General features: G+C 43.6%; 19 protein-coding genes. 1 reads left to right on the forward strand and 18 read right to left on the reverse strand.

Features of this window, described 5'->3' with window-relative positions; translation table 11 throughout:
- Window positions 1-40: 40 nt before the first annotated feature.
- The 9 genes from hisD to ABIB50_RS12260 form a co-directional block, all read right to left on the reverse strand.
- The gene (gene hisD, locus ABIB50_RS12220) at window positions 41-1,330 is read right to left on the reverse strand and encodes a histidinol dehydrogenase (RefSeq protein WP_429380009.1); all 1,290 of its coding nucleotides are present in this window, start codon (window positions 1,328-1,330) and stop codon (window positions 41-43) included.
- Between the two features lie 34 nt (window positions 1,331-1,364).
- Window positions 1,365-3,560: an alpha-galactosidase gene (locus ABIB50_RS12225; protein ID WP_429380010.1), complete on the reverse strand. Its 2,196-nt coding sequence runs from the start codon at window positions 3,558-3,560 to the stop codon at window positions 1,365-1,367.
- A 204-nt stretch (window positions 3,561-3,764) separates the two neighbouring features.
- On the reverse strand, window positions 3,765-4,889 hold the full coding sequence (locus ABIB50_RS12230; RefSeq protein ID WP_429380011.1) for a D-TA family PLP-dependent enzyme: 1,125 nt from the start codon (window positions 4,887-4,889) through the stop codon (window positions 3,765-3,767).
- A 15-nt stretch (window positions 4,890-4,904) separates the two neighbouring features.
- Window positions 4,905-6,281, reverse strand: a complete 1,377-nt coding sequence (locus ABIB50_RS12235) for a neutral/alkaline non-lysosomal ceramidase N-terminal domain-containing protein (RefSeq protein ID WP_429380012.1) — start codon at window positions 6,279-6,281, stop codon at window positions 4,905-4,907.
- A gap of 14 nt (window positions 6,282-6,295) precedes the next feature.
- Window positions 6,296-7,378 (reverse strand): dipeptidase, encoded by a 1,083-nt coding sequence (locus ABIB50_RS12240; protein ID WP_429380013.1) that lies wholly within the window; start codon window positions 7,376-7,378, stop codon window positions 6,296-6,298.
- An 11-nt stretch (window positions 7,379-7,389) separates the two neighbouring features.
- Window positions 7,390-8,316, reverse strand: coding sequence for a 3-hydroxyacyl-CoA dehydrogenase NAD-binding domain-containing protein (locus ABIB50_RS12245; RefSeq protein WP_429380014.1), 927 nt, complete (start codon window positions 8,314-8,316; stop codon window positions 7,390-7,392).
- Window positions 8,317-9,627 (reverse strand): aspartate aminotransferase family protein, encoded by a 1,311-nt coding sequence (locus ABIB50_RS12250; protein WP_429380015.1) that lies wholly within the window; start codon window positions 9,625-9,627, stop codon window positions 8,317-8,319.
- Window positions 9,628-9,634: 7 nt separating this feature from the next.
- Window positions 9,635-10,624 carry a 3-hydroxyacyl-CoA dehydrogenase family protein gene (locus tag ABIB50_RS12255; protein WP_429380016.1) on the reverse strand — a complete coding sequence of 330 codons (990 nt, stop codon included), beginning with the start codon at window positions 10,622-10,624 and terminating at the stop codon, window positions 9,635-9,637.
- 5 nt (window positions 10,625-10,629) lie between these two features.
- The gene (locus tag ABIB50_RS12260) at window positions 10,630-11,019 is read right to left on the reverse strand and encodes a RidA family protein (RefSeq protein WP_429380017.1); all 390 of its coding nucleotides are present in this window, start codon (window positions 11,017-11,019) and stop codon (window positions 10,630-10,632) included.
- Window positions 11,020-11,210: 191 nt separating this feature from the next.
- Between ABIB50_RS12260 and ABIB50_RS12265 the strand changes: the two genes are divergently transcribed.
- Window positions 11,211-12,074, forward strand: coding sequence for an AraC family transcriptional regulator (locus ABIB50_RS12265; protein WP_429380018.1), 864 nt, complete (start codon window positions 11,211-11,213; stop codon window positions 12,072-12,074).
- A gap of 234 nt (window positions 12,075-12,308) precedes the next feature.
- Here the strand turns inward: ABIB50_RS12265 and ABIB50_RS12270 are convergent, their stop codons facing one another.
- From ABIB50_RS12270 to ABIB50_RS12310, 9 genes are all read right to left on the reverse strand, one after another.
- Window positions 12,309-13,022: a GDSL-type esterase/lipase family protein gene (locus tag ABIB50_RS12270; RefSeq protein ID WP_429380019.1), complete on the reverse strand. Its 714-nt coding sequence runs from the start codon at window positions 13,020-13,022 to the stop codon at window positions 12,309-12,311.
- Window positions 13,023-13,035: 13 nt separating this feature from the next.
- Entirely contained in the window at window positions 13,036-13,698 is a 663-nt protein-coding gene (locus tag ABIB50_RS12275) for a GDSL-type esterase/lipase family protein (protein ID WP_429380020.1), read from the reverse strand.
- Between the two features lie 24 nt (window positions 13,699-13,722).
- On the reverse strand, window positions 13,723-14,505 hold the full coding sequence (locus ABIB50_RS12280; RefSeq protein WP_429380021.1) for an SDR family oxidoreductase: 783 nt from the start codon (window positions 14,503-14,505) through the stop codon (window positions 13,723-13,725).
- Window positions 14,506-14,513: 8 nt separating this feature from the next.
- Window positions 14,514-15,296, reverse strand: coding sequence for an SDR family oxidoreductase (locus ABIB50_RS12285; RefSeq protein WP_429380022.1), 783 nt, complete (start codon window positions 15,294-15,296; stop codon window positions 14,514-14,516).
- Window positions 15,297-16,217 carry a Gfo/Idh/MocA family protein gene (locus tag ABIB50_RS12290; RefSeq protein ID WP_429380023.1) on the reverse strand — a complete coding sequence of 307 codons (921 nt, stop codon included), beginning with the start codon at window positions 16,215-16,217 and terminating at the stop codon, window positions 15,297-15,299.
- 11 nt (window positions 16,218-16,228) lie between these two features.
- Window positions 16,229-17,263 carry a sialidase family protein gene (locus tag ABIB50_RS12295; protein WP_429380024.1) on the reverse strand — a complete coding sequence of 345 codons (1,035 nt, stop codon included), beginning with the start codon at window positions 17,261-17,263 and terminating at the stop codon, window positions 16,229-16,231.
- Window positions 17,264-17,384: 121 nt separating this feature from the next.
- Complete coding sequence (locus tag ABIB50_RS12300) at window positions 17,385-18,248, reverse strand: aldo/keto reductase (protein ID WP_429380025.1); 864 nt, start codon at window positions 18,246-18,248, stop codon at window positions 17,385-17,387.
- 6 nt (window positions 18,249-18,254) lie between these two features.
- Window positions 18,255-20,237 carry a carbohydrate binding domain-containing protein gene (locus ABIB50_RS12305; RefSeq protein ID WP_429380026.1) on the reverse strand — a complete coding sequence of 661 codons (1,983 nt, stop codon included), beginning with the start codon at window positions 20,235-20,237 and terminating at the stop codon, window positions 18,255-18,257.
- Window positions 20,238-20,247: 10 nt separating this feature from the next.
- A complete protein-coding gene (locus tag ABIB50_RS12310) occupies window positions 20,248-21,204 on the reverse strand; it encodes an aldo/keto reductase (RefSeq protein ID WP_429380027.1) in 957 nt (318 codons plus the stop codon).

Consider the following 21,204-nt stretch of genomic DNA (forward strand, 5'->3'; position numbering starts at 1 on the left):
TAAAAAGTTCGGTTTTTTTACATATAATGAATTAGGGGGACTAAACTGTTGCTTTCTTTTTACCATAACGGCGTACTCTAAGCTCCGCCTGTTCTTTATGGCCCATAAAGCCTTCTATCTCGCATAATCGCGCTGCATACTCGCCTATAAAGGCGCCTGCTTCCGGCGTACAGCGTTGATAGGTGCAATTTTTAAGGAACTTGCCTACCCATAAGCCACCTGTATACCGGGCTGCTTTATTGGTTGGCAGGGTATGGTTAGTACCTATTACCTTATCGCCATAAGCCACATTGGTTTCGGGACCTAAGAACAGTGCGCCATAGTTTGTCATGTTGTTAAGGAAATAGGTAGGGTCCTTTGTCAATACTTCAACATGTTCATAAGCTAATTTATCCGCTACTTCTACCGCTTCTTTCTCATCGGCCACTACAATTATTGACCCGTTATCGCGCCATGCAACACCTGCAATATCGGCTGTAGGTAATACTAATAGTTGTTTTTCAATTTCTATTAACGTTTCGTGGGCTAACTTTTCAGAAGTGGTTATTAATGCCGCCGGAGATGTTGGTCCGTGCTCTGCCTGTCCTAATAGATCTGTTGCAACTATTTCGGCGTCTGATGTTTCATCAGCAATTACCAATACTTCGGTGGGGCCGGCAAAAAGGTCGATGCCTACCCGTCCGTACAGTTGTTTTTTGGCTTCGGCTACGTAAGCATTGCCCGGGCCTACAATAATATCAACCGGTTGGATGGTTTCTGTACCGATAGCCATGGCGCAAACAGCCTGTACGCCGCCTAATAGATAGATCTCATCGGCTCCTGCCAAATACATGGCGCATATAGTAGCCGCAGGTACTTTGCCATTAATAGGCGGGGTACACGCGATAACCCGTTTTACACCTGCAACTTTAGCTGTAAGGATACTCATATGCGCAGATGCTACCATAGGGTATCTGCCGCCAGGGATATAACAGCCCGCGCTATTGATAGGGATGTTCTTATGCCCTAAAAATACGCCGGGTAAAGTCTCAACTTCTATATCCTTAATAGATTCTCTTTGTTTGGTCGCAAAGTTTTTGATCTGCTTTTGCGCAAACTTAATGTCATTCACAACCTGCTCTGGTACCGAAGCTACGATCTCGGCTATCTGCGCGTCAGTTAAACGAAAGCTCTCAGGCGACCACTTATCAAATTTTTCTGATAAGCTTTTTACAGCTGCGTCGCCATTGGTTTCAATATCTTTTATTATACCGCTTACTATTTCTTTAACCTTTGCATCCGCTTCTTTAAGCTCGGTATCACTTTTGCCTTGTTTAATAAATCTTGCCATTTATTTTTATTGATGTTATGATGTATGATAGTTTTTATTTACCCTGTGGATTTACCAGTAAGATCTGGCCTTTATTAGCGCCTTTTACCGGCCAGGCAATACCCACATTCATCAGGTAATCGCCTTTGTAAGTTGCGCCCGGTTTATCGCGGTCCTCAATGTTTTGTACACTGTATGATTCATCTGCTTTTAACCCTTTAAGTTTAAGCGTATTTGCAGAACGCGAACCATATTGGCTGCCCGGCAGGTACTCGGCCATATTATAGCACATCACAACAGATTTAGTGGTCGCATCCTGGTATTGTAGTGCCGACCGGTTTTCCTCGAAAGGTGATACCAAGTGATATACTTTACCTTGTTGGATCAACGGTCTGATCACTTTGTATTCGGCGATTTTTTTAGCTGCAACGGCCATATCTTCCGGTGTCCATTTACGCAGGTCGTCGCCTACGGCTAATACGCCGGCCATAGATACATCAAACTTATAATCAAGCGAGGTAGGCTGGTGGTTGCCATTGCCCGTAACCCATGATACCATTGTATTTGCCGGTAAGGCCCAGGTGTAACCGTATTGCATATAAATGCGATCAAGCGGGCTGGTGTTATCACTTACCCAGGCCTGGTCCATGCGCGAAAGCATGCCCAAGTCGACCCTTCCGCCACCGCTGGCGCACGATTCGAACAGTACATCAGGAAACCTCTTCCTCAGTTCTTCAACCAAACGATAAACATTTTTCATGAACCGTATGCGTACCTCGCGCTGGATCTCGACCGGGGCGTTTTTCCAACCGGTTTCAGACAAATAGCTGTTCTGATCCCACTTAATAAATTTGATATTATTTTCAGCTAATAGCTTTGATAATACTGCAAGCAAATGTTGGTAAACCTCTTCCTTAGCCAGGTTTAAATATCGCCTGGTTATTGGTAATGTACGGTTAGGGGGCATGTCAAATACCCAATCCGGATGCGCTTTATACACCTCGCTGGCCGGTACTAAACTTTCAGGCTCAACCCAAATGCCGAAATCCATGCCCATATCATTTATTTTTTTGATCATCGAGCCTAATCCGTTAGGGAATTTTGTTTTATCAACTTCCCAATCGCCTAAACCGGTTGTAGCACTGGTACGGCCTTTAAACCAGCCGTCGTCAATCACAAATAACTCAATGCCAATATCTTTTGCCCTTTTTGCCAGCTCCAGTTGCTGTTCCTCATTCACCGCATAGAAAGTAGCTTCCCAGCTATTATATAATACCGGACGCATTTGCTTGCGATGCTTCTCTGGCAATACGGTTTCGCGGGCATAGGCTGTCAGGCTTTGTGCGGCGCCATCAGGGCCATCGTTGGTATAGCCGACAGATAACTTCGGCGTTTCAAAGCTCGCGCCCGGTGTTAGCAACCACGATGAATCCCAAAAATTTATACCGCCAAGGATCTGTACATTTCCTTCAATTGATTTATCGAATGCCAGCTGCCAGTTACCACTGTAATGTAACGAGCCAAACCACGCCGGTCCGGTTTCCTTAGCCGCGTTTTGCGGGCGCACCATAAACCATGGCGGGTTAAAGTTTGCCTTAAATGCTTTGTTTTGAATAACTTTTAAGCCGGGTGTAAGCAACGTTTGCTGTTGCTGAAACTCGTTCATTTGTTTACCCGCCAAATGTGTCAGCATATACTCATCAGCAGGTAGCACAATACTGCCCGACTGCGCGTTCTCTATTTTTATATCACCCTTTGTGCCGGTGTTTTTAACAACCATCCATTTTTCAAGGATATCATATTCAGGAAGCACACGGATATAAGAGGTAACCTCTAACGGATAAAATTTGTCTTTTTGGGTGATTTTAAGTGTGCTCCGCCCCTCAACTGTAATCACTTCGCCTTTTACATATACCAAATCGGCATCCCTTACATTATCGTTAAATATAACCTCTAATGCAGGTGTTTTAAACGGAAAGCTTCCCCTAACCGGAACTTCTTCTATACCTTCAAACCATTGCGAGTTGGTCCTGGCGGCCTGCTCTGCCTGTTCGCGCGAGCCGTAAAAAACCGGCCTGATGCTATTTACACTGCTAACATTTAATTGATAGGCCGATGATTTGGTTTGAATGATCCAACCCTTGGGGTTAGTAAGCTGGGTAATTACTTCACCTTTTTTTGCACCCTGCCCATAAGCCGTGAAACTTGACAAGGCCAGACATGCAATAGCAGTTTTTATAAAATTATTCATCAAAATTGGTTTAACAGTATTGAAATGTAGTTGCGACAAATACATAGTAGTATAACTACTGCACCTAACAAATTTAAACTACCTGGTAAGATAAGCCTTTATATAAATTAGCTATTTATGATACTATTTTACAGAGATATCGGCAAAAAATGCTTTTAGTAAACGACCAACGGTGAAATTTTATTAAAAAATATAAAACTCCTTTTAATTGTCAACAGGTTTCAATGCTCTACCACGGGCATCAATTGGCCACTTTTGGGTATAGGTGCCTTTTTCGATTATGTGGGCTTCATCATACATTGCTACGGTAGGGCAAATGTGCATGGGTAGTACATAAAATTCGTCGCCTATTTTATACTCATGTCCTTGTCCTACTTCAATAACCAGGTGTTCTTCGCTTTGGCTATAGGGCTTTAGGTGAGGCGCATTTAAAAAGTAAAACCTGTTTTGTAAAGGTTTTTCGGATGATATGGATTTATAACCCAGGTCGATACAGATCTTAGTTTCATCAGGCAAAGAAACAACCCGCGCTAATACAATAGCTGCAAATAAAAATGATTGCTCGGGGATATGCTCCTGGTAACCTTTATCCCAAAAAACAAAAGTACCCGGGCTGCACTCTGTATTGGCCCTTTTAGCATGAATTGCAAATGTTGGCGAACCACCGGCTATAAGCAGCGGCAGGGGATAGCCTAAGCCCTGGATATTTTTGCGCAGTTTTTCTACCGGTTCAAATTCTTTTTCGCAATGGATTGTCCGATCGGTTAAATTCAGGTCTTCAATATGGCCATCATAAGCGTGCAATCCTTTGAATTTAATTCCCGATAGTGTGGTCAGGTAATAAAATAGTTTTAAAGCTTTTTCTGGGATGATGCCGGTACGGTTCATGCCCACATTTAAATCAATACAAACGGGTATAATCAGGTTATTAAGCCCGGCTACAAGGGATATCATATCAGCCGTTGTTTCATTATCAACCAGGCATGAATAAGTAGTTTTTGGATAAGCCAGTATCAACTGTATGAACCTTTCCAGCTTAACCAGCGTAGGTTGATAAGCCAACAATACATCGGGTGCTCCGGCACGGCCCAGCATTTCAGCCTCGGCAATGGTGGCGCATTTAAATTTGGTAATGCCCGCATCCATCATTAACCTGCTTACTTTAACCGATTTATTGGTTTTAACATGAGGCCGCAGTAACGATGGCGATGAAACCATTTGTTTCAGCCTGTTAATATTACTGATCACCCGCTCAGAATAAATAAGCAACGCCGGCGTATCTATTTTTTCCGAGTTATTAAATTGGTACCAATCAGGCTGATCTTTCATGTGGCTTAGTGTGATCTAAAATGTTTGAGCTGTAAATTTATTAATTAGTGATAACAATTCAGTTTTGATGATGGCTTCAGCATCCGTCTGCAACTTGCTGGTGCGGCCGCGCCAGGTTTCATAACCACCATTGCGAAATTCATGCTCGGGTGGTATATATCCGGCGTTGCCATTGGCCAGGCAAATGGTAAAATAGTTTTTTACAGGCGAGTTTTGTTTCAACCATAAACCGGTTTCAGCAAACATTTCGGCACCTAAACTACCTATAACTCCATTGCCTATTTTTATTGCCTGGATAGGAAATATTAAGGTGTCGGGTAAATCATTTAATAAAACCTGTTCGCGTGCATATAGGTGCTTTAAGGTTTCGTCGTTAATTTGCATTTGGTCGTAATTGCTTGCAGCTACCACACGTTCTGCAATTTGCAGCTCATTTGGTGTTGGCTTACGGGTATTTATTTCCGGCTCGCTGTATTGAATACCTAAAGATGGCGAGTTATCCCAATCGATATGTTTTAGCTCATTAAAGACTTTTTCGGCAATATCGCCGCCAATCAATTTACTCTTTTCAAATTGCCGGGTTGGATACCTGCCGGGATTTAAAAAATCCCAGATATTGATATTACCGCTGGTACCATTGCTCATTATACCAACAAAGCCAGCACCGGCATTTAATTTAGCCTGCAACTGCCTCGAAAACTCGCCAAAGTAATCGGACGAAATAGTACCGTTTTCCCAATCGCCGACATAGTGTAGCGAGTAGTTAGCTAATACACTTATCCATTGATCATCCAGCCCTTTTACAGCAAAAAAACCCACCTGCGGATCGGTTTCTGCATTCGGCTGATCAATAAAATCCTCGCCGCCAAACGGGTTGGTTTTAACATTATCTATACCCGCGGTAACTGGATTACCGGCAACATAGCCAGGTTTCATCTTGTAGCGACGGCAAAGCACATGCTCCGGCACATCGACGCTACCCCAACCAATTTTTGCAGGTCGCAGGTTTTGTTTTGCAAGCACTACAGATTGTACAATCAAGGGAGGCAACGCCTGCGAATACGCTTCATCGACCTTGCCTAAATATACCGCATCTACCGATCCGGCAGCATGCGTATGTGTGCTTGAAATAAGCAAGTTAGCCGGCGCAATACCGGTTTGTTTATGGATCTCAGCTTTTACCTCATCTACAAACTCCTTGCGCATTACACAGATATCAACCACAACAATTGCTGCAATAGTATCGCCGTTTTGGAAAACTAATGCGCGGGCATGCAGGCGGTCATGGATGTATTTGGCAGTATGTGCTACAAAATCGCCATTAATAAAAGTACCCAGGGGGGGAGTGATATCTACATTTGCCGCACCGGCTAAAAACTGTTGAGCGCCCATATACTACTGATATTTTATGACCACGCTTTACGTATAAAACGAAGCCAATTTTGACTGAATATATTTTCGATATCTTGCGAGGTATACCCGCGTTTAGATAGGATAACTTCAAATTTTTGCAGATCGGCGATAGAATCCATATCCCAGGGAGATTGCTCGGTTCCGAAGATACCATCAAGATCACTACCGATGGCGATATGGTTTGCATTGCCGGCAATCTGGCAAATATGGTCCCAATGATCAACCAAATTTTCAAGCCTGATATCCAATTGCCATGGGTCGGACACCGTATCAATAAAGCGGATATCCATGGCCCAGCAATCCAACATGCCGCCTATAACCGCGTCGCGTTGTATCAATTGTTTGATTTGATCGTCAGTTAACTGGCGTTGATTAGGTACTATTTTACGCACATTATGATGGCTTGCCCAAACCGGTCCGTTATACAGATCAAGCGCATGGGTAAATCCCTCATCGGTTAAATGAGTTACATCTAATATGAGGTTAAGGGAGTTCATCTCCTTTAACAACTCAACACCTTTAGGCGTTAGCGGGCCTTCCATTTTTGTACCCGGCGCGTAACGGCCCGGTCCAAAGTGCGACAATCCCAAAGCACGGAGGCCATAACCATAAGCTATGTGCAGGTAATCAATATCCACTAACGAATCGGCTCCCTCCAAACTAAGGATATAACCTATTGGTTTCTTTTCGTCGTCAATTGTGGTATCGTTCCATAAAGCTAAATGTGTGTTAAGCTGATCAAGATTGATGATCTGCACCATTTCGCCCAATTTCTCCATTTCGCGGTACCAGCATAGCTGCGCCTGTGTCATTGCCCAGGCCTGTTGCGGCGAGTTCCAGCCGGATAATGCACTGCCGGCAGGAGTATACCTGGCCAGCTGTGTTGCAACTACCAGACCTATACGGCCCTTGCGTAATTCGGGAAGGCAAACTGTGCCTTTGCCGCGGTCGGGCTTATCTTTCATAAACATTTCGCGCTGCCTTATTTCGGTTAACGGGCGGGAAAGGTCCCGGTTCCATTCAAGCGCGTTCATGGCAAGATCAAGATGTGCGTCGACTATAAAGGGCCTTTGCATATAGCTGCGTATTACTTGTTATAGTTAAATGGATATTTTTCTATTATGGCTCTAATTTGATAGCCGAATTTTTCTGTCACCTCTTTCCACTTCGCTACCTCTTCATCAGTATAATTATAAAAACCTTTATTGTTTTGCATACCCTGGCCGCCTGCATCAAGTACCTGCTCCATAAATTGGGGCAATTGGGTGTCTTTTGACAGATCGGAATTGAGATCCTTCATCACCATGCCATAAGCATAGGTACCCATCAAATCCATATACCTGCAATTGCCGCAAAATGGTAAATAATAACCGGCATCATTGCGACAGGCACGATCAATATCTTCTGCCGATGCATAGCCGTTATCTACCAGGTAAGAAGCCTCGCGGGCCATAGCGCTTATCAGGCGGCTGCGGATCCCATCATTTTTAACAATATAAGCATCTTTCCCCCAATACGAATTGGCCAGCGCAACTATTTTTGTTGCCGTATCATTACTAATATCGGTTGAAATAACTTCAAGAAAAAGAGACGTATGTACAGGCTCTGTCCAATTTAAACCAATTAATCTTGCAGGATTATCAAAGCCTGCCTGTAAAGTATCAAGCGGAATGCTTTCGGTATTAATGGCAACAACTGCATTGGGGGCAATAAGCGGTACCAAGCTATTTAACAGTTGCTGCTTATCGCCTGCATTTTCATGTGTAATTGCTATAACTAATTTGCAATCGTGATAGGTAGTTAGTGTACTGCTAACTACCAGTTGGTTTTGATAGACACCAGCTTTACCTTGTGCTTTTAAATGTTTATTTAAAAACTCATTAAACTCAGCGGCATTGGGTGTACCTACATTTAGATAATGCCCCGCCGTAAGCAAGCAAACCGCAGTGCTGGCAATTAAAGCGGCATCGCCGATAAGTAAAACAGGGTCCGTATTTTTGATAGCGTTATCCACTTAAATGTCTAATGTTTTTAATACTTGTTTTGTCTTCGCGATAGCCTGGTCGATATCTGCCTCGGTATGCACTGCGCTAATATACCACAGTCCCCGGCCAATTATGCGGATGCCTTCGTTATGCATTGCTGCTATAAATTTGCCCAGTTTAGCCTTGTCAGCAGTTAAGGTATCACGGTAATCATATACTGCTTCGGCGTCGGTAAATGCGATATTAAACATTGGGCCGGGGCCTTGCACTAATAGTTTATGACCCGTTTCGGCAGCTGCATCTTTAATTCCCCGGATCAACTTTTTACCCAGTGTGAACATACGTTCGTAAGGTTGTTCTTTCTCCAATACCTGGATAGTTGCCAGTGCGGCGGCTACCGTAGCGTTGCTTGAATTCATCGTGCCTGCATGGATAACTTTTGCCGATTCAATCAGCTCCATCCATTCGTGGGTGCCAACAATAGCGCTTATAGGGTACCCGCTGGCAATAGCTTTCGCGAAGATTGCCATATCAGGCTTAATATTAAAATATTGCTGCGCTCCGCCTAATGATAGCCTGAAACCTGTAATAACCTCATCCAATATAAAGGCCATGTTATATTCAGTACACAAGTCGCGTATAGTTTGCAAAAAGCCGTCTTTAGGTAGGATACAGCCGTTGTTGCACATTACCGGTTCGGTTATTACAGCAGCTAATTCATGGTGATGTTTTTTGATGGTAGCTTTTAAAAGCTCGGCATCATTCCATGGTATTACAATAAACTCATCACGTGTTTTTTCGGGTAGGCCTGCGGTCCAGGGGTAAACTTGCGGTTCTTCGCGACTACCTAATGCTTCAACAGATGGTGTTGATATACCCCAGCAAACATTATCCATCCAGCCATGATAATGACCCTCAAACCGCAGAAATTTTGATTTACCTGTCTTAGCCCTGGCTACCCTGAAAGCAGTTTGTACAGCTTCAGATCCGTCCAAACAAAAGCGCATTAACTCGGCTGTTGGAATAAGCTGACTGATCTTCTCTGCAAGTTCAATTTCTTGAATATGCTGGCCGGCATATAGCTGCCCTGTTGCCGAATAATCGGTAACTGCTTTTATAACTTCGGGGTGGGAGTGGCCCAGGATCAAAGGGCCCTGACTTAATGTAAAATCGAGGTATTCGTTACCATCCACATCATAAATGCGGCTGCCCTTGCCATGGGTATAGAATAAGGCATGCGGGTGATTGTATTTCCTGAACTCGGAAGAAACCCCACTCGCCAAAACTTTTTTTGCCCGCTCAAGCAGCCGGGCAGATTTATCATAACTCTTAATTTCCATTATCAGGTTAAATTAATAATCGTTCTTTTTCAGACACATTTGCCGGGTACATTGCGGCCAGTCTGAAAATATCTTCGTTAAATGCAGCGAAAGCTTTTTCCCATTCTGCGGCTTCCTGTGTTGTGTAGTTGTACAGGCCGTTAAGGTTTTGGATGCCCCGCCCGTTTTCTTTAACAATTTGCTCCATTACAGCAGGCACATCATCGGTATTTGATAATTGCGGAAATATGTTTTTAAAGATCTCGGCATAATCAGCCAGTCCACTATAATCCATTCGCCTAAATAATCCCATTAATGTGATCCATGAACCCGCATCGTATCTAAAGGCCTTGTCGGCATCTTCCATGGTGGTTTTGCCCTGGTCTATCAAATGAAAGATCTCGCGGTAAACAGCATACATCAGCCTGTTGGTAATAAAGCCTTTAATGTCCTTGCGTAGTAAGGTTGGTTCTTTAGCCCAATGCCGGGCAAGGTTAAATACCCAGTCGGCATAAGTTGCATCGGTAAGCTCGCCGCAGGTTATTTCTAAAAAGCGCGTGGCATAAGCAGGCTCCGCAAAATGGACGCCTATAAACCGCTCAGGGTTAGGTACCAGCTTTTGCAAAATGGTTATGGCTATGGCCGATGTATTACTGGCAACTACGGTATTGCTTGATACTACATCAGTTATTTTTTTATAAACCTGAGCTTTAATATCGATATCCTCAATTACACACTCAATAACCAGGCTGCAATTAGCCAGGGTGTAATAGTCCATCGTTATTTCCAGGTTATTAAGGTAGTAGGCGGCCTCTTTTTTTAACAAACCCGCCTGCATGCAATTAGTAAGCTGTTCGCTTATCCTGTTATCAGCAGCATCAAAATCCGCGTTTATTGGCGCTATAGCCTTTACCCGATGGCCGGATGCCAGCAGCGAAACAATAATGCTGCTGCCCATCAACCCAATGCCGACTACACCAACCTCTATTTCTGCAGGATTTGTTTTTACTATATTCATAGTGCTTATACCGGCATTTTTACAATGCAATCAATCTCTACCTTCAAATTTTCAGCAAGTACTGATTGTACAGTGGTACGTGCGGGTTTAATACCGGTAAAATAGGTTGAATATACTTTGTTATAGCGATCAAAATCATTAATATCAGCTAAATGCGCGGTGCACTTTACCACATCATTCATGGTAGCGCCGGCGGCTTCAATTATAGCTTTTAGGTTATCTAATGTACGTGTGGTCTCTTCCTCTATGGTGCCTAAAACAAACTCAGATGTTTTAAAATCAACAGCTGCCTGTCCGCTTAAAAACAGGAAACCATTTACCAGCACCCCATCAGAGTAAGCGCCTGTGTCAAAGCCTGCCTGACGATCTGGGTGGGCAATTTTTTGTTTATCCATAAGTTATGTTTGTTAAGGTTAAAGTTAGTAAATGGACTAATAATCTTCTTCAATCAAAAGTAAAGGCGGGCCATTTAGTTTACTATTACTTTCGTATGTAATACTGGTATTATTTTTCATATATATTGGCTCATAATAGAAAATTAAGGATAAATATGTTAATGTTGTATTAATAATTAGTTTAATTGAGGATGAAAGCAATAGAACAACGCCTGCCCCAGGACTTTGATAAATCGTTTGTTGTGTTCCGCGAGACAGGAAAGTACTTTCCCTGTCCCTGGCATTTCCACCCCGAGTTTGAGTTAGTGTTGATTTTAAAATCGACTGGCCGCAGAATGGTGGGTGACCATATTGGCTATTTTGATGAAGATGACCTGGTTTTCATGGGCTCGGGCATACCCCATGTTTGGATAAATGACACCCAGTTTATGAATGGCGAAGCCGGTTACCCGGCTGATGCTATTGTGATACATTTTATGGATAGCTTTTTGGGAGATAAGTTTTTAAGTATCCCCGAAATGGAGAACTTTAAAAATATCCTCAGGACATCATCCAGGGGCCTGGCCTATCATGGCGCAACCCGTACCAAAATTAACAATCTGATGAAAAGCATGCTAACTATGAGCGGGCTTAAACGGTTATCGGCCCTGTTCGAGATCTTTGACATATTAGCTACATCTGCCGAGTATGAGGTGTTGGCAAGCCCGGGATATACCCAGGTTGAACTAAAGGCATCCGACAGGTTTGGTAAAGTAACCGAATACATCATGCGGAACTTTGATAAGGAGATCACCCTGCCCGAAGTAGCATCGATAGCCAATATGGCGGTAACTACTTTTTGCAATTTCTTTAAAGACCATTTCAGGGTAACGTTTGTGGAGTATTTAAATACCGTACGCATAGGGTATGCCTGCAAGCTGCTGGCTGATGATGACCATAACATTGTTGAAATTGCCTACGAAAGCGGGTTTAAAAACCTGGCTAACTTCAACCGCCAGTTTAAACGCTTTAAGAGTATGACACCGACTGAATACCGTAAAACTATAGGAGCTTAACGCAACTTGTTTCATTTCACAGAAATGTAAAACAAATGAAACAGGTGAAACAAGATATTGACTTAACTGGTTGAATTTTAACTGATTAATGAAAATTGATAAAACAAAATGAAACAACTTATCCGTCAGCTATTTTAAGTATAAAATGTGATTAACTGATTTGTAATCAGTTGGCTAATAAATCGACGAGTTTTGTTTCATAAAACGGCGTATATGAAACAAGATTTGATAGGTTTACCGGTTATTAAACAGCCTGTTTAATACTGCCGGGTAGCAGTCGCCGGTTATTGTGCCCTGGCCCGTCATTTTATAGCCAAAGGTGATGCTATCGCCAAAGCATAAAATATGAGTTGCTTTGGGTTCGGTATTGATAATTGCCTCGTATACGGCCGTACCAATAACTTTATAGCCATTAGCCGTAGGGTGTACACCGTCGTTCACATTAAAATTAGAAACGTTCTGAAACAGCGATTCTTTATCGCTTGTTGAGTCACCGCAGGCTAATAATATTTTATTCAGGTCTATTAAATGGCATTTGTTTTTAATAGCTAACTCCTTTATAACCGCGTTGGCAGAATCTACCCGCGCTTGCGGACCGCCAGGAGCATAATTTTTAGCATCAATCCTTTGTAATACATATTCAGCATTTATAGGCGGTATCGTCATCAGGAAAAGTTTACTGTCTTTTTTTATCGCGGTAATTAACTTTTGATATTGCATTTTATACTCCTGCACGGTTAACTTATTACGCAAGTTCAGCATATCATTTGTACCGACCATTAGCACCACCACTTGCGGCTTTTTAGCTATAACATCTTTATTTAAGCGTGCTAAAAGTTCTACTGTGTTATCGCCGTTATGGCCCGCGTTGGTAATTGTAATCCCATTTTGCGAATAGGCACCCATGCCCATCAGCATACAAAAAATTATAAGGAGCTTTTTACGCATTTTAAAGATTTGATTACAAGTTATTAAACAGCCTGTTCAACACCGCCGGATAAGGGTCACCTTCAACCGTACCCTGTCCCTCCATTTTATAGCCATAAGTAATGCTATCACCAAAACATACGATCCTGTTAACCCCAGGTTCTGCAATACTTAAGGCCTGGTATACTGCTGTAGCAATAACTTTATAACCGTTAGCAGTGGGGTGTACGCCATCATTGATATCAGCATTTGCTACATTCATGAAAAGCGAGTCGGGTTCAGTCCCCGAACCACCGCAGGCTTTCAGTACATGATTGATATCTATTAACCGGCATTCGTTTTTGGCGGCCAATTGTCGTACGATATCATTGGCACCGTCAACCTTGGCTTGCGGAGAGATATTGCCATACACCGATGGCTTAACCCTTTCCAATATATAGCCCTCATTTATGGGGGCTATTGTCATTAGTACCAGTTTTGCATGTGGTTTTATCCGCGTAATTAACAGCTGGTAGTTAGCTTCATATGCCTTATATGTAAGTATATTGGCATCGCTCAGCATATCATTGGTGCCAACCATTAACAGCACCAGTTGGGGATTTTTGGATAGCACATCCTCATCCAACCTGAATAAAAGATCGGCTGTATTATGACCGTTAACACCGGTATTAAATATGGTTACTTGCCGACGTTCCACAAATTATTTATACTGAATAGTAAATTACCAGGCTGTCCAGCCACCATCAACAAACAGGTTTTGCCCGGTTACGAATGACGCAGCATCTGATAAGAAAAACGCCACCGAACCGGCAATTTCATCTGCATGGCCCACCCGGCCCATTGGTACTTTCTGGGATAATCGCTCTATAAATTCGGGTTTTTGCTGCTGTATGCCGGGATTTGGGAACGGCCCCGGCGATATACAGTTACAACGGATGCCTTTTTTGCCCCAGTGTACTGCCAGGTAACGCGTCATTTGTACAATACCCGCTTTGCCTACGCCGTATTCAATAGGGTTAACATTCATCGGCAGCTCATAAACCCCGGGATTTGGCGATACTGAGCCGTACATGCTGGAGAACAATACAATGCTGCCCCGGCCTTCTTTTTCCATTGCCAAGCCTGCTTCGCGCGCCAGCATAAAGGTGCCGGTAAGGCCGGTATGGTTTACTTCGTCAAAATCCTTTTCGGTCAAATCTTCGAAATGTTTGGAGGTCGAACCAAAAGTAAGGATCACCAGCCCCTGCGGTGCACCTAATTTGGCTGTTTTTGCCGCGACAAATTTTTTGATGGCTTCACCGTCGCGCACATCTAAAGAACCGGCAATAAGGTTGTTGTTGTTTAACGAGTTTGCAAACTGTGTTGCCTTATCTTCCAGGTCGACACATAAAACTTTGGCTCCGGCCTGCAACAGTAATTTAACTGTTGACTGCCCCAGGTAGCCCGCGCCGCCAATTACCCAAATGGTTTTTCCTTTAAGACTTAATATGTTGTTGTTTTCCATGATGCTTATTATGCATTTAAACCGCCGTCCATTAATATATTCTCACCGTTGATATATTCGCCCGCTTTTGAGGCCAATAGTACCACCAGTCCCTTTATATCGTCGTTATTGGCCATGCGTTTTAGCGGTACCTTTTTGGTATAGTTCTCTAAAAACCGCTCGGGCTGGTTGTTGAATAAACCACCAGGGCTGATACAGTTAACCCTGATGTTTTTACCCGCGTAATGCTGCGCCAGGAACTTTGTTAAATTGATCAATCCGGCGTTATGGAAGAAGTAATCGGGCGGAAGGCTTTTAGGCATATCGGTACCCTCGTAATTTGAATAATCGGGTCCAAACATGCCCATCATGGAGCTGATGTTGATTATAGTGCCACCATCTTCATTTTTAGCTATCAGTGCACCCAGTTCCCTTAAAATATCCATCATCCCGGTGGCATTAACTTGCATGGATGCGGCAAAATCCTCGATAGGGGCATCGAAGCTTTTCATGGTGCGTGCTACAGAATTATTTACAAAGCCATCCAGTTTACCAAATTGGGCCATAATATTTTTGCTCAGTTCCAATACCGATTGATGATTGCCCTGGTCAACCTGTAAAGCATGCACATCTAATCCCTGCGTACGGAAATTTGCTGCCACTTCTTCCAGTTTTTTAAGATCGCGCGAAGCGATAATAACCGTGGCACCCGCTTCGGCCAAACCCTCGGCAATACATTTGCCATAATTACCCGCCCCGCCTGATACCAGGATAACGTTCCCTGTCAGGTCAAACAATTGCTTAACGTTCATTTAGTTTATGCTAATTTTTTTGCCGCCCTGCTTTAAGCTTTCTGTACCGGCAATCAATGTTTTAATGATCTGTTCTGTTTTGGCAAATTCCAATCGCGGTTTGCCTTCCTGTACCGAGCGGATAAACTCAATGACATTATCCCTGAACATAGCGTACGAGTTTTTAACGTCAACCAGTTTCCAGTTTTGCTGCCCAAATATGGAGATCTGGAAAGTGCCGGAAATATGCTCCATCAAATGTACCGTAACCTGCAACCCGTTTTCAAAGTCTATTTTAACAATAGCGGCGTCCGGCTTGCCAACGTTTATAACGCTAATGGGTTTAGGGTCGTCCATAATAGAAAATATTCCTTCCAATAAATGTACGCCATACTTGGTCCAGTCTTTTTTACCTACGGCGGTAATCAATTCTATCTTACCCATGTTAGGCAAATCCTGTTTCGCTGCCATACACTCGCCGGCATACCGTTGCGATGAGCAAGACATGATAAACTTTCCTTTAGCAACTTCGGCAGCAAAATACTCAAGGTCGGCCAGGGTATCACATAAAGGTTTGTCAATAAACAGGGGGATCCCGGCATCAATAAATGGTTTAGCCATTTCGCGGTGATTTTCAGGATCATCCCTGCAAAGTAAAACGGCATCCACTTCAGCGATCATTTCTTCGGCCGAGTTACAGATAACCGCAATGCCCGCGGTACGTGCTATATGTGCCGATATTGCCGCATCCTGGGTTAATATATGCGTAACTTTTGCGCCGGGAATACCCAAAGTGGCTTTGTTAGCCTGGAGATATGCGGCTACAGCCGGATACCCTAAAGACACGATCTCATCAGCATTAAAAATACCGTTAATAATAGCCGACCATGAAGTTGGGTGTGCATTACCCGGGCTCATGCCTATTACACCAATTTTTATCATTTTTAAATTTACTATTTTGTTAACAAGCTTAATGGCACTTTAGCCAGGTAAATTGATGTTTTATCCTCATGCGATGAGTAATACGAATACCATAAGGTGTTTTTATAGATCAGCATACCGGGGTAGCTGCAATCGCCGCCGCTTTGGGGTATAGTGATTGCTTTTTTGGTTTTACCCTGCAGGTCGGTAATAAAAATTGCCGATTTATGGTTGATCGCCTTTTTTTGCAGTTCCGGATCCTGTGGATACAGCCGCGAACCTATGCATAAGGTGTTGTCATCTAAAAATAAAAAGTCGGGCCCGCCTATGCGCACATCCATTTTGCTGTATTGCCATGAGGTATAAGGCGCCTCGGCGGTGGCAATTACACCTCGCTGGTCGCCCTGCTCGCGCCTTATCATAACATATATTTTTCCGTTTTTGTCAAACCTAACGGTTGATTCATTAGGAGCCCCGTCAACATCAAGTTTTGCAACATTTTCGAAAGCTTTACCATCCGTTGTCTTAACCAGGAAAACGGTTCCATTTTTATAATCGATAGCGTAGCCCATGTTTTTGTACCAGCTAACGCGCCATACCCAGTCAGATTTTCCCGCTATCGCCGGATCAACTATTGATTCAACAGGCTCAGAAAAATTCTCGCCATTTTTATCAGAATATATAACCCACGGCTTGCGGGTATCTACCTTATCATCCTTATAGGTTTCTACGTCGATCAATACCATTAACCTGTTATCCGGGGTGATAGATAGCTTCGGGTCGCGAATGTCCAGCCCTTCCATCTTGTAAAAAGCCACGCTTTTCCAGGTTTTTCCATCATCGGCAGACATTATAATTCTTGCTGTACCTTTCGGTCCAGATACGTGGGCCGGCGCCTCCCTGAAAGTGCAGTAAAACCTGTTTTTAAATCTCACCAAACTTGTAAAGGCGCTGTGCGGCGCCTCGTTCCATATTTTTTGAACTTCTATTTTAGCCGGGCCGTCCTGCGCATTTACAATAACGCCTGTGGTTGCAACTAAAAATAGTAAGGTAAGCAATCGTTTCATTAGTTATTTAAGATTAAGTTAAAAGCGGGTAATCACTGTACCAAATCTCGGTTTATAAACCATAGCGTGTTACTATTTTATTTTATGATACTGATATTATTATACAGCGAAACCGGGAGAATTAATCTCTTTCAAGTTCAGCAAAAATATCCGCGTCATAAAATTTTATTGCTTCGGTAGCTAAATCAAGCTGACCGGTTGAACGGCCGCCAATTAATACCCAATCTGTTTGAGGCTGATGGAATGCCCACGCCATAGCCAGTAAGGCTGGTGTATGCCCGGTAGCTTTGGCTACCTGCATTAATTTATTTAACCGCCTTTGCGCTTTTTCGCCCGAATAAACATCCTGGTGGGCGGGCATAATATCAAACCTTGAGTTTTTCTGCACGCCATTTAAATGCTTCCCGGTTAAAAAACCGGCGCCTAACGGGCTGTAAGTTATTATGCGGACGTTGTTTTTATCGCACAAATCCATCATTTCCAAACTGATATCGTTTACCGCAAGGTTATGGTTATTTTGGATATAGCTTAAACAGACAGGAGTGCCCTGCAACAATTCAAGTGTATCGGCTAATTGTACGGTATTAAAATTGCTTGCGCCAATGTTTTTTATTTTGCCTTCGGCGATTAGCTCATTTAGTATCAACCAGGCCTCAGGCTGTGCAAGCGCGGTATCCCAACGATGTAGATAAAGTAAATCGATCGTATCTAACTGCAAACGTTTAAGCGATTGCTGAACAGATTCACGGATACCGGCCGCATTATAAGGCGGTAATATTTTGGTAGCGATATCGATGTTATTCTTTTCGTCACGTGCAGCCAACCATTCGCCAACAATAGTTTCTGATAAACCATTGCTATAGGCCGCAGCCGTATCAAAATGGGTTACCCCCATACCCAGGGCATGATCCATCAGCGCGAAAGAGGCAGCCTTATCTATCTCCCTGCCAAACGTTACGCAACCCAAGCCAATGTTTGCAGCCATGTTTAATTATTTAAACCAGTAGGAGTACAGGTTACCACCAGTTAAGTGGAAACGCAGTTTTATCTCTTTGCCCTGTAATGCCGAAAGGTCTGCACCCTTTGCCCACGTAACCACAGCAGTATATTGATCTGCAACAATAGCTTTGCATTGTGCAAGGCCATAGCCGTTTATTGCTTTGCCATCCTTATCTAAAACCTCAACACGAAGGCTGCCGCCCAGGTCTAATTTAGTGTTCACCAATAATTGTTTACCTGTAAATGTTATGGTTTTGGTAGTGATGCTCCCGGGATCGCTACCGCCGTTATATAACGATACAAAACCATCCCTACGCCAGCTGGCTTTAGCAATGCGGGCGTATTGCGTAATGGTTGGCGAACTGCCGCCATGAGGCAAACTCATTGCACCGTAATATACACTCATTTCCTTATCGGTAACCTGCATATTGCTTGACGTATAGAGCGTACCGTCATCCCATGATCCGGCTTTGCCTAACGGGATAACAGGGTCGCGCACCGGGCGGCTCCAATGCCTTAAGTCGCGCGATACGGCAACTTGCGGTTGGATCTTACCATCGCCGGTTACAGCAAATACGCCCGAGTTATAAGTGGTGATATCAAACATCCACGGGAAACCGATATAGATCCCCTGGTAAGGATAAACCGGCATACCATACACATTTGCCTCGATGCCGCCTTTTGACATTACCAGCCTGTCATCCGAGGGATCGCCTTCTACAGCAAGTGTAGCTATCGTATTTGGCTGACCCGGCGCGTGCCAGTTAATAAAATCATCGCTTACAGATACAAACGCCATACGGTCCATTTTGCCCGGCGTAACACTGGTGTTGCTTACCAGCATACGCTGCTTGGTGGTAGCTATAAATAGGTGCTTCTCCCGATCGTAAGCAACGTTTGATACGTCGCCGTAAGGCAATACGGGTTTTGGATAATGTGTCCAGTTAAGGCCGTCGGGCGAGAAATAGACGTTATAGCCAAAGTTCTCCTTGATCTCGCCATCAAACGACATCATTTTATAGCGTCGCGAAGCGTCTTTATCATCCGGATCGTATACTACTGTGCCGCCCCCAACGCGGCAAATGTTATTTTGCTTATTGCCGTTAAACTCAATAATACCCAGCTTAGGTTTTACCCAGGTTATGCCATCAACACTTGTGGCGTAGCACACAAAATATTTTTCCTTAAGGTAGGCGCAGTACCACATACGGTAACCTGTGCCGGCGGGTTCGTTTTTTAGTACGGTGCCATAAATGTAGTTAGAGGTGCCTTCCCAGGGTTCGGTTGCATGTATCAATACTTTTGATTTAACAGCCGGCTTAACCACCCTTTGCACATCTACCATTTCGGTAATGCGATAATCATCCATAAACAATTCGCGCACATTGTTTTTTAAGGCAGGGTCGTAGTTAACTTCATAGGTTAAAGCGATATCATCCCAATAACTAAGCCCGGTTTCGGCAACGAGTGTAAAAATAGAAACTGTTACATGGGTACATTTATCAGGCGCTTTAAGCTCGATGGTTAATTGTTGCCAATCTTCGGCAGGTGTGGCAATAGCCGACTTTGTACCGATGACAGCATTATTCTGGTCCCAGAAATCCAGCCTGAAGGTTGCCGGTTTGCCGGTTTTTGTTTTAACCCAGGCCGTGGCTTTATACACGGTGCCCGGATCGGCTATTTTTTTCTCGGACCTAACCTGTAAATTACTGGTAGTTGAAGTGTCGGAAACTTTTAGCGATTGATCGTCCTTATTGGCACCATGCCTTTCTGCACCCGATAGGGTAGCCGTTTGCAGGCCCATACCGGTGGCCCAGCACAATGGGCGCTGAAAAGGGTCGCGCGACATGAAATCACCATTGGTGATCATGTTTGTATTAGGAATAACCACCTGTGCCTTAACGCCGCTGCTGAAAAGCGCGAACAACAATACCAGGCAAACTTTGCTGCCCGTAATATTCCTTAATAGTTTCATGTTTATGATATTATTTTAGCCAGCCCAACTTGTCCCATTTTGGCAGGTCAAGAAATGATGTATCGGGGTAGGCCAATGTTTTTGCTTTTAACAGATCGGTTGCATTTAACAAACTGCCGTTAACAGATTGCAGCGCTTTATCTAAATATTCAGACCGGTCTATCCCAACCAATACCGATGATACCTGGTTAAACGATAAGGCAAACTTTGTCGCCAGGGTTGATATTTCGGTTATTTCATTATTTAACAATTCGCGATATTTACCAATATGCTGCTCAACAGCCTGTAATGCCGGGTGCAGATCGCGGCCCTTATCGCTTAATAAACCTTTCATTAAAACCGAGCGCACTACAATTCCTGTTCCCTGCTGGTGGGCATAATCAAAGTTTGCTGCCTGCTGTTGGTCCATTAGGTTAAAGGCCAGTTGGATTACTTCCCAACCTTTTTGAATAGCGGTTTTAGTTTCGGCGGCGTTGTAGGTTGATACACCTATTGAGCGCGCCCTTCCGCTATTTTTTATTTGGTTGAAAATTTCTTTTACATCGTTGTTAGCCAGTATATCCAAGTCGGCGTAGTGTACCATGTAAATGTCAACATAGTCTGTCTTTAACAGTCCCAAACTTTCTTCCAACGATGCTTCGATCCTGCTTTTTAATGATTGATAGTCCGAAATTTGACCGTCGGCATTTTTAAAATGATGGGGGCACTTGGTTGCAAGTATTATTTTATCACGGCGGTCATGAAAAGCCTCACCCATTATAGATTCGCTTTCGCCGTACAGGCGGGCGGTATCAAAAAAGTTAATCCCTTTATCCAGCGCTTCATGCAAGAGTTTAACAGCATCACCGCGCGATAACATATCAGCTTCGCTGTTAACGCCTATGCCGTAAGGCACACCAATTTCAACCCCGCCAAATGCAATTTCAGAAACAGCTATGCCGGTTTTACCCAGTAACCTCTTTTTCAT

The organism is Mucilaginibacter sp. UYCu711 (assembly GCF_050433825.1).
Lineage (GTDB): Bacteria > Bacteroidota > Bacteroidia > Sphingobacteriales > Sphingobacteriaceae > Mucilaginibacter.

What these genes read in the sequence shown, in the direction of transcription:
- ABIB50_RS12280 (WP_429380021.1), bottom strand. Translation starts at nt 14,505, where the DNA reads ATGGAAAACAACAACATATTAAGTCTTAAAGGAAAAACCATTTGGGTA.
- ABIB50_RS12310 (WP_429380027.1), bottom strand. Translation starts at nt 21,204, where the DNA reads ATGAAAAAGAGGTTACTGGGTAAAACCGGCATAGCTGTTTCTGAAATT.
- ABIB50_RS12255 (WP_429380016.1), bottom strand. Translation starts at nt 10,624, where the DNA reads ATGAATATAGTAAAAACAAATCCTGCAGAAATAGAGGTTGGTGTAGTC.
- ABIB50_RS12270 (WP_429380019.1), bottom strand. Translation starts at nt 13,022, where the DNA reads ATGCGTAAAAAGCTCCTTATAATTTTTTGTATGCTGATGGGCATGGGT.
- ABIB50_RS12240 (WP_429380013.1), bottom strand. Translation starts at nt 7,378, where the DNA reads ATGCAAAGGCCCTTTATAGTCGACGCACATCTTGATCTTGCCATGAAC.
- hisD (WP_429380009.1), bottom strand. Translation starts at nt 1,330, where the DNA reads ATGGCAAGATTTATTAAACAAGGCAAAAGTGATACCGAGCTTAAAGAA.
- ABIB50_RS12305 (WP_429380026.1), bottom strand. Translation starts at nt 20,237, where the DNA reads ATGAAACTATTAAGGAATATTACGGGCAGCAAAGTTTGCCTGGTATTG.
- ABIB50_RS12260 (WP_429380017.1), bottom strand. Translation starts at nt 11,019, where the DNA reads ATGGATAAACAAAAAATTGCCCACCCAGATCGTCAGGCAGGCTTTGAC.
- ABIB50_RS12285 (WP_429380022.1), bottom strand. Translation starts at nt 15,296, where the DNA reads ATGAACGTTAAGCAATTGTTTGACCTGACAGGGAACGTTATCCTGGTA.
- ABIB50_RS12295 (WP_429380024.1), bottom strand. Translation starts at nt 17,263, where the DNA reads ATGAAACGATTGCTTACCTTACTATTTTTAGTTGCAACCACAGGCGTT.
- ABIB50_RS12235 (WP_429380012.1), bottom strand. Translation starts at nt 6,281, where the DNA reads ATGGGCGCTCAACAGTTTTTAGCCGGTGCGGCAAATGTAGATATCACT.
- ABIB50_RS12300 (WP_429380025.1), bottom strand. Translation starts at nt 18,248, where the DNA reads ATGGCTGCAAACATTGGCTTGGGTTGCGTAACGTTTGGCAGGGAGATA.
- ABIB50_RS12225 (WP_429380010.1), bottom strand. Translation starts at nt 3,560, where the DNA reads ATGAATAATTTTATAAAAACTGCTATTGCATGTCTGGCCTTGTCAAGT.
- ABIB50_RS12250 (WP_429380015.1), bottom strand. Translation starts at nt 9,627, where the DNA reads ATGGAAATTAAGAGTTATGATAAATCTGCCCGGCTGCTTGAGCGGGCA.
- ABIB50_RS12290 (WP_429380023.1), bottom strand. Translation starts at nt 16,217, where the DNA reads ATGATAAAAATTGGTGTAATAGGCATGAGCCCGGGTAATGCACACCCA.
- ABIB50_RS12230 (WP_429380011.1), bottom strand. Translation starts at nt 4,889, where the DNA reads ATGAAAGATCAGCCTGATTGGTACCAATTTAATAACTCGGAAAAAATA.
- ABIB50_RS12265 (WP_429380018.1), top strand. Translation starts at nt 11,211, where the DNA reads ATGAAAGCAATAGAACAACGCCTGCCCCAGGACTTTGATAAATCGTTT.